7 protein-coding genes are annotated in these 7,244 nt (G+C 54.7%); 2 read left to right on the forward strand and 5 right to left on the reverse strand.

Annotated features, from left to right (window positions below):
* Positions 1-113: 113 nt before the first annotated feature.
* Genes PHV74_13830 through PHV74_13840 form a run of 3 tightly spaced genes read right to left on the reverse strand, consistent with a single transcriptional unit; the run spans position 114 to position 3,239 of the window.
* Positions 114-1,295: an electron transfer flavoprotein subunit alpha gene (locus PHV74_13830; GenBank protein MDD5095439.1), complete on the reverse strand. Its 1,182-nt coding sequence runs from the start codon at positions 1,293-1,295 to the stop codon at positions 114-116.
* A gap of 4 nt (positions 1,296-1,299) precedes the next feature.
* Entirely contained in the window at positions 1,300-2,085 is a 786-nt protein-coding gene (locus PHV74_13835; protein MDD5095440.1) for an electron transfer flavoprotein subunit beta/FixA family protein, read from the reverse strand.
* Positions 2,082-3,239: an acyl-CoA dehydrogenase family protein gene (locus PHV74_13840; protein ID MDD5095441.1), complete on the reverse strand. Its 1,158-nt coding sequence runs from the start codon at positions 3,237-3,239 to the stop codon at positions 2,082-2,084. Before PHV74_13840 ends, PHV74_13835 begins: the two co-directional genes overlap by 4 nt.
* A 338-nt stretch (positions 3,240-3,577) precedes the next feature.
* On the opposite strand from PHV74_13840, the gene PHV74_13845 reads away from it, so the two are divergent.
* On the forward strand, positions 3,578-4,375 hold the full coding sequence (locus PHV74_13845) for a hypothetical protein (protein ID MDD5095442.1): 798 nt from the start codon (positions 3,578-3,580) through the stop codon (positions 4,373-4,375).
* A gap of 29 nt (positions 4,376-4,404) precedes the next feature.
* On the opposite strand, the gene PHV74_13850 is transcribed toward PHV74_13845, so the two are convergent.
* Both PHV74_13850 and PHV74_13855 read right to left on the reverse strand, forming a co-directional pair.
* Complete coding sequence (locus PHV74_13850) at positions 4,405-4,965, reverse strand: AAA family ATPase (protein ID MDD5095443.1); 561 nt, start codon at positions 4,963-4,965, stop codon at positions 4,405-4,407.
* Positions 4,966-5,184: 219 nt separating this feature from the next.
* Positions 5,185-5,886 carry a DUF5714 domain-containing protein gene (locus tag PHV74_13855; GenBank protein MDD5095444.1) on the reverse strand — a complete coding sequence of 234 codons (702 nt, stop codon included), beginning with the start codon at positions 5,884-5,886 and terminating at the stop codon, positions 5,185-5,187.
* 153 nt (positions 5,887-6,039) lie between these two features.
* Between PHV74_13855 and PHV74_13860 the strand changes: the two genes are divergently transcribed.
* Complete coding sequence (locus PHV74_13860; protein ID MDD5095445.1) at positions 6,040-7,074, forward strand: histone deacetylase; 1,035 nt, start codon at positions 6,040-6,042, stop codon at positions 7,072-7,074.
* Positions 7,075-7,244: the final 170 nt, after the last annotated feature.

A 7,244-nucleotide genomic window follows, 5' to 3' on the forward strand; every position in this document is an offset into this window, starting at 1 on the left:
AGGATTTTCTCATACAGAGTTCACCTCATACGATTACTTGGAGGACTGTAACTGCCATTATACCACCATCCCGGTAGGGGCGAAGCATTCGGAGGCCGCTAAAAGCTTCTCCTCTACCGATCCCTGATCCTGGCGGTGAGCATCGGCACGATCTCAAACAAATCGCCGACGATTCCATACGTGGCCACATCGAAAATAGGTGCGCGGGGGTCCTCATTGATGGCCACGATGATATCCGAGGTTTGCATGCCTGCCAGATGTTGCACCGCGCCGGAAATGCCGCAGGCGATATAGAGTTTAGGACAAACCGTTTTGCCGGTCTGCCCGATCTGATGCGAATAGCCGACCCAGCCATCATCCACCACAGCCCTGGAGGCTCCCACCGCCGCACCGAGGGCATCGGCGAGTTCCTCAATGAGCTTGAAATTCTCCCCTTTCCCCAACCCTCTGCCGCCGGCAACGATGATTTCGGCATCCTCCACTTTGATCTTCTCCGTGACATCCTCGATGAACTGGAGCACTTTGACCCTTGAGTCGGTTGCCTTGCCATCCAGAGTCATACGAATTACTTCACCAGCTCGACCCGGTGCCGGATTCCCCTTTTTGAAAACATGGGGACGAACGGTGGCCATCTGCGGCCTTTGGGTTCGGCAAACAATGGTAGCCATGATGTTGCCGCCGAAGGTGGGGCGCGTCTGCAAGAGAAGCCCGGTTTCTGGATCGATATCGAGTCCGGTGCAATCGGCGGTGAGCCCGGTCTCCAGCATAGCAGCGACGCGCGGAATGAACGCCCGGCCCAGCGAAGTTGCCCCGGCCAGCAGGATTTGGGGTTTCTGTTCTCGAATCAGATCGACAATACAACGCGCATAGAGATCATCCTGAAACCCGGCCAGAGCAGGATCATCGAAGAGATAGACCTTATCGGCCCCGTACTCGAAAAGCCGGTTCACTCCATCGATGTTGTGGCCCAGGCAGATCGCTGAGACCCCCGTGTTGAGCACCTTTGCGAGCTCCCGGCCTTTGTTCAGGAGTTCATAAACTACGCCCTTGATCTGGCCATCACGCTGCTCGGCGAAGACCCAGACGCCTTTAGAGTCGTCCTTTTCCTGAGCCACAGCCACCGGAACCTCGATAACGATAGCCTCAAAGCTGCAGACATCTTTGCATGCCCCGCAGAGATTGCAGCCATCCCCGATCTGAGCCACGTCCTTGACGACTTTGATGACGCCAAAGGGACAGGCCGGCTCGCAAGACCCGCAGCCGGTGCATTTTTCTATATCAATCCTGATTGACATGGCGCTATACCAGCTTGGCCTCGGCCAGCTTATCCAGAATCCAGTCTACATTGGCCTTCGCATCTCCCCCCAGCATCTCGCTCTGGTGCTCTCGCCGGGGAGAGAAGATTTTGGTGACCCACGTGGGCGATCCCGCTGCACCTACTTTATTTTCCTCGATGCCCAGGTCATGAATCGTCCAAACGGGAATCCGGGCGGATTTGGCCTTCATCTTCCCGCGAACTGAAGGAAGACGCGGAACATTGATCTCCTTGGTAACGCTGACCACGCAGGGAAGAGGTGATTCGACAATCTCATGGCCTTCATCGATCATGCGCCGGGCTTTGATCTTGCCTTCGCCGATTTCCTCGATGGCGCTCACATAGGCCACAAACGGAATGCCCAGCCTCTCGGCGATCTCAGGCCCCACCTGACCGGTATCGCCGTCCATCGTCTGTTTGCCGACGATGACCAGACCGTAATCGCCTATTTTGGAGATGGCTTTTCCGAGCACATAGGAGGTGGCCAGGGTATCCGATCCGGCAAAGGAACGGTCGCTGACGAGAACGGCTTCATCGGCGCCCACTTCGATGGCTTCTCTGAGCGCCACTTCCGCCTGCGGCGGGCCCATCGTCACAACAACGGTCTTCCCGCCAAGCTTCTCCTTCACCCTCACACCTTCTTCGATGGCATAGGTATCGAAGGGATTGATGATGGCTTTGGCCCCTTCGCGGATCAGCGTGTTAGTCTCTTTATTGATCTTGACTTCGGTGCTGCCGGGCACCTGCTTGATGCAGACAACAACGTTCATTCCCTCTTACCCTTCCGCTTGTACACATGGGAGATAATATCATTGCGCAGGACCTGGTTGGTGCCTTCGTATATCTGGATGATCTTGGCATCGCGCATCATCTTTTCCACCGGATAGTCGCGCATGTATCCCGGCCCGCCGAATATCTGCACCGCATCGGTAGTTACCCGCATGGCCATATCGCTGGCGAAAACCTTGGCCATGGCAGCTACCTCACTGGAACCCTTGTCCCCGGCGTCGATGGAACGGGCCACAGCATAAACCAAGGCTCTAGCAGCCTCGACATCGATAGCCATATTGGCCAGCATATGCTGGATAGCCTGAAAAGAGGAAATGGGCTGCCCGAACTGCGTGCGCTGCCGCGCATAGGCAACCGCTTCTTCCAATGCGCCCTGGGCCAATCCCACACCTTGCGCCGCCACACCCGGCCGCGATGCATCGAGCGTTTTGAGGCTGCTAATAAATCCAGTGCCTTCCTTGCCGATTATGTTCTCTTTGGGCACCCGGCAGTTGTGGAATACCAGTTCACGGGTGGAAGAACAGCGGATGCCCATCTTCTTCTCTTTCTTGCCGAAGGTGAAGCCGGGAGTATCCTTCTCCACGATAAATGCACTGGCCCCGCGAGGGCCTTTGCTGGGATTGGTGAGGGCAATAATGATATAGATTTCGGCATCGCCACCGTTGGTTATAAACTGTTTGGTGCCGTTAATCACATAATCGCTACCGTCGGCTACAGCCAGCGTCTTCATCTGGGCGGCATCGCTTCCGGCCGCGGACTCAGTGAGACCGAACGCGGTCAATCGCTTGCCGCTGGCGATCTGGGGGAGATACTTCTTCTTCTGCTCTTCCGTGCCGAATCTGAGTATGGGTATGGTACCCAGCGTGACGGCTGCGTAGCTGATCGATACCCCACAACATCCCCGGCTCAGCTCTTCGATAGCCAGGCACAGATCGAGAGTTCCGCCTCCGAGCCCATCGTATTCCTCGGGAATAACGGCGCGAAAGAGGTCGGCATTGGCGAGCTCTTTGATGATTTCCCATGGGAATTCCTCTTTCTCATCCAGTTCGGCGCGCACCGGGATTATCTTCTGCTCGGTAATCCCCCGGGCGATCTCTTTGATCATTTTCTGCCGTTCGTTGAGGAAATACTCCAAAATGGCACCTCTTCTCTTTATTAGAACCGCTGCAAACCGGCTGTTCTACAACGGCGGAGCCTGTCCGCTTCAGGGAAGGGTCGACCCCTGGGCTGCGCACACGCTAATGGCGTTATTATAACAAATTGCTTCTGGTGCTGCCCATAGTTGATGGAGAATGCGTCGTTTCCAGAATCCGCACGCTGTGATCCGAACTTGTGGAGACCTATCGCCAGTCTAAGATGCCCTCGGTGCGAGTTGACAAAAGATCAGGGGTTTGCTTAAGATGGGTTCAACGCATCAAAAATTGATGTGCGGACCCATACATTCCACCACAGACACATGAAATCGGAGGAGCCGTGAGAAAACTGTCAATCTTTTTGCTGTCATTGCTCACATTAGTGATTGTGTTCGGAGCAGCCTGTGATGAAAACGAAAAGTCGAATGAAACAAATGCACGCATCGTCTACCAAGCTGATCTTTCACAAGTGGACGATCCTGAACAAGCCTTGAAGAATGCGATGCGCGTTATCGAGGAACGGTTGGATACCTACGGAGTGAGTGACCCCGTAATTCGGCAATTGGGTGACGATCGCATTGAGATTCAATTGACTTCCCTTGAAGGTTTGGAAGAGGCTCTCCCACTCATTGGTGAAACGGCGCTGATAACCTTCAAGACATTTGCCCCCTCGGATAAAGGAGACTTTGTTATTGGTCCGAATGCGGAAGGAGAAATTGATTTGGTACCCGTTCCCGCAGGGACGGGAGATTACATCGCCACACCAGTCATCGAAGAAGTAAATGGCCAAACGCTGGAGCTGACCAGTCAGCTTTTTGAAGGGAACGTTGATGTCTGGATACCCCCTATGGGCGGCCCCGAAATGCGTTTCAAATGGACTACTCAGGGAGCCGAACTCTTCTACGAGGTTACCGCCCGCCTTTCTGCACTGCCCATCGGATCGGTGGAAGGGCGGCTGGGAATATTCCTCGGGGATCAATACATCTCTGCCCCGCAAGTGCTGCAACCCATACGGGATGCCGGAGTTATCACGGGAATGAGATTGAAGGACGCCAAAGACCTGGCGAAGCTGCTCAATGCAGGACGTATCCCCATTCCCTTAACGGTGGTAGAACGGAAAGATGTGCCACGCCAATAGGGTATAGCTCCAATCGTGCCCACCCCAACCTACTTCAGGATGGCATTCTCAGTCACCAGCCTGTCGATGGCCCGGTGCATATCAGCCAGAGTGCTATCGTTGCTGACAGAAAAGTCCGCCTGCTCTCCCGCCTGCTGGAGGTGGAAACGGTCCTCTTCAGCCTTGTCCTGAGCCAGAAACTGCTCGTATGTTTTTGGATCCCGCTCTTCGCCCCGGTTGACCATCCGCTCATAGCGCCGATGAGGATCGCTGACGAAAACGTTGATGAGGATAAAATCCTTGCCGAAACTTTCTCGCATGATATTGACATCGGTCAGCGACCGGATGCCGCTGATTCCGGCGATGGGCAACTGATCCCGGCGGATTTGCTCTGCCAGAAGCTTCACGAAGCACCCTTCGCCCATCTGGCGAAAATACCTTTCAGAGATGGCCCCCAGGTTCTCCCTCGTCGGTTCCAGCCCTTCTTTTCGGGCAATCCCTCTGACCACATCGCCTGTGGAGAAAAACAGCACGCCATATTTAGCTTTGAGATGCTTCAAAACCTCGTCCTTTCCCGAACCATTCTGACCCACCGCGCCGATCACTTTCATCTCTCTATCTCCTCAAATGTAGGGTAGAAAATCTCTGACCAACCCCTTGGCCCCCACTCTTGGGGGAAGAGAAGGGGGTTCGGGGGACACCCCCGAACCCCCGATCGCAGTCGAGGTCAGACCCCCGGCGGGAAGTGTCCTTCACCACTCAATCAGAAGTTCGTTGATACGCTCAGGGTATCAACGAACCGATGGGCCAAGCAAAGCCTGAAGAAACCCTTATACCGGATGGAAAGGGCACTCTTCCTTAAGGCATTCCTTGTTGAGATCTGAAAACTCACACTTGGATTCAGGATTGGCAGCCATCACCACACCCAGTTTCTCCTCCAGAAATCGAACTGCCTCAGCCAGCGCCAGATACGTATTTCGCTTGCAACATCTCGGCCCGCCCTGCAGCGCGATGGCCATCAGGCTCTTAGAGGTCATCATGTTGGAGAGCCTCCACGAATCGGTAGTGAGGGGAGTAGCATCAGTAATAAGGCTGAAAAAGATGCCAGTTCCCACGGCAGCACCGCAGTCACCGTAGAAGCCGCAAAATCCTCCCAACACATTTTTAGCCCGCTTCTGAGCTTCCGATATCTTCCGAGCTTTCCGGTCAGGATCGCCTTTCAGATTATAGTAGGCGGAAAGCAAAACTGCCGGGATAAGGAAATGATGCTCCGGCCCGTGCATTTTGACCGCCGGATGTCGCATCAAAACCAGCGCCACTTCCAGAGGGTCGGTCGAGTGGCTGTTAATGCAAAACTCCCCAATCAGGTCGAAAGCAGGCAGACTGTGGCATCGATCACAGACATAATGGCCAGATGTGCAAGCCACATTAGATTCATACGTCCTCTGGCAGTACACACATTCCCGGGGTTGGGCCATATCGGCATAAACAAGTTCAGCCCCACAAAACAGACAATTGGTCTTGTGCTCCATCGTCTCATTCTACCATCCCGGATCAGTTGCAGGAAGAGATCAGCACATCAAAGACCTGCGTATCGATTCGCGTTGCCCCGTCACCTTCTCTCTGCTATCATCTAAATCAAGCAGACGGCCCGACGTCGGGCCAGCTACCCCGGGAAGGTTGAAATGAAAGTAGGAATCGTCTACGATCCAATCTACCTCGAACACGAGACCGGTTCCCACCCTGAGAATAGCCAGAGGCTGGTGGCTATCATGCAGCTTCTGGAGGAATCGGGATTGTCTCAAAAGCTGATCCACATACCACCGCGGATGGCCACAATAAAGGAGCTTCTGGCGGCGCATTCCAGAGGCATGATCGATAATGTGGAGTTCTATTCCCAGAGGGGCGGCGGCTGGCTGGACGGCGATACCCCGTCATCTCCCGCCTCTTACACTGCGGCGCTCTACGCTGCCGGGGGACTTCTCCAAGCCACGGACGCGGTATTAAGCGGGGAAACAAATTCGGCCTTCGCCCTGGTCAGACCGCCGGGTCACCATGCCACCTATGACAGATCGATGGGATTTTGCCTCTTCAACAATGTGGCTGTCGCCGCCAGATACGCCGAGCAGAAACACGGCCTGGAGCGAATCCTGATTGTCGATTTTGACGTCCATCACGGCAACGGCACCCAGGATGTTTTCTATGAGGACCCCAGTGTGATGTACTTTTCCACGCATCAGTACCCGCACTATCCCGGCACCGGCGATTTCGATGAGATCGGGAGCGGCGCAGCCAGGGGAAATACGATAAACATGCCGTTCCCCTCCGGATGCGGCGACGACGAATATCATCGAGCGTACTATGAGATACTGGCTCCGGTGGCCCGCCGTTTCCGGCCTCAGATCATCTTTGTCTCCGCCGGATACGATACCCATTGGGCGGACGATCTTGCCGGAATGAAGGTCAGCGTCAGCGGATTTGCCGATATCGTTACCCTCATCAAAGGCCTGGCGAATGATCTTTGCGAAGGACGGATGGTCTTTACGCTTGAAGGCGGTTACAACCTCCAGGCGCTCGCTTACAGTGTCAAAGCCACCTTCGATGTACTGCTGGGCAATTCGAAGATCGACGATCCAATGGGACAGCCCGGAAATCGAGGCTGGAAACCGGCAGTGGAATCGATATTGGAGCAAGTCAAAAAGGTTCACCAGTTGGTCTAGTACTTGGCCATGAAGAAGGGCTTCATGCCATCCGTTCATAGTTCGACAGACTCACCACGAACGGAACACTTCTCCCCGTTCGTCCTGAGCCCCTTATCTCGATTCAGGACAGGCTTGTCGAAGGAGAGCGAGAAAGAGAGGTGAAGGATTCCTCCTTCCGGGGGCCTGGG

Source organism: Dehalococcoidia bacterium (assembly GCA_028711995.1).
Taxonomy (GTDB): Bacteria; Chloroflexota; Dehalococcoidia; order SZUA-161; family SpSt-899; genus JAQTRE01.

Excerpts from the sequence above, each read along its gene's own strand:
- PHV74_13850 (MDD5095443.1), bottom strand. The coding sequence starts at position 4,965 with ATGAAAGTGATCGGCGCGGTGGGTCAGAATGGTTCGGGAAAGGACGAG.
- PHV74_13830 (MDD5095439.1), bottom strand. The coding sequence starts at position 1,295 with ATGTCAATCAGGATTGATATAGAAAAATGCACCGGCTGCGGGTCTTGC.
- PHV74_13855 (MDD5095444.1), bottom strand. The coding sequence starts at position 5,886 with ATGGAGCACAAGACCAATTGTCTGTTTTGTGGGGCTGAACTTGTTTAT.
- PHV74_13860 (MDD5095445.1), top strand. The coding sequence starts at position 6,040 with ATGAAAGTAGGAATCGTCTACGATCCAATCTACCTCGAACACGAGACC.
- PHV74_13835 (MDD5095440.1), bottom strand. The coding sequence starts at position 2,085 with ATGAACGTTGTTGTCTGCATCAAGCAGGTGCCCGGCAGCACCGAAGTC.